This window comes from Thiolapillus sp. (assembly GCF_048562965.1).
GTDB lineage: Bacteria > Pseudomonadota > Gammaproteobacteria > Chromatiales > Chromatiaceae > Thiolapillus > Thiolapillus brandeum_A.
The window spans coordinates 1-704 of the sequence record NZ_JBHNMF010001318.1; the positions used below are offsets into that span (position 1 = coordinate 1).

A 704-nucleotide genomic window follows, 5' to 3' on the forward strand; every position below is an offset into this window, starting at 1 on the left:
AAGTTGTTGCGTAGTGCTGGGTGACCAGGACGTCTGGGGCACCAATAGGTTGTCAAAGGCCGAGTCGATTTTGGGGACTGGGATGTCCCAAAATCTATCACGAGGCCGAAGACACGCTTGGTATTTTCACTTGGTAATGGAATTTGATTGCATATAATAAAGGTGATTATGTCCAAAGCTCAGCTGCCTTCAGTTGTTTCTCGGTGCATGGCGGCGTATGAACGCAGGCAAACAGTAATCGTGGCACCAGGGATGGCAGATCGAATCGGCGGTTGAAGCGGTACTGGGCTTCCGCAAGATAGCGTGCCGCATATTTGCGTACTTTGAACCCGTGGCAGGTTCCCCGAATGGAGTTCTTGAGGTTGCCCAGCAGGGTGTTAATCCAGTGAAAACAATCCAGTTCCGAACTCTTACGCGGGTGAACCACCACCCGCTGATGATGTGTGACCTGCGCTCCTGCAGCCAGGAAGCCGGCCAATCCATCGGAGACCATCAACGTATCGACATCCAATGCCTGTTCCGCCCAGCGGCGCGAGGGTTGTCTGGCAAAAACCCGGCAGGGGATCGAAGCGGACGTAAACAGGATGGGGCAACCCGCCTTCCGGGTCCGGACGGGTTTCCACGGCAATCACGAAGGGCCTCTTTCCGGCGGCCCCTCGGCCCCGCTTGCCGCTGCGAGTTCCGCCCAGGTAGGCGTCATCGAC

2 protein-coding genes are annotated in these 704 nt (G+C 56.5%); one reads left to right on the forward strand and one right to left on the reverse strand.

Annotated features, from left to right (window positions below; translation table 11 throughout):
- Positions 1-166 precede the first annotated feature (166 nt).
- Positions 167-493, reverse strand: a complete 327-nt coding sequence (locus tag ACOCD2_RS24060; protein WP_293725942.1) for a transposase — start codon at positions 491-493, stop codon at positions 167-169.
- Here ACOCD2_RS24060 and ACOCD2_RS24065 point away from each other — a divergent pair.
- Positions 444-704, forward strand: a 261-nt coding sequence (locus ACOCD2_RS24065; RefSeq protein WP_419626290.1) for a hypothetical protein, incomplete at its 3' end; no start/stop codon positions are given. The two genes, ACOCD2_RS24060 and ACOCD2_RS24065, sit on opposite strands and share 50 nt — an antisense overlap.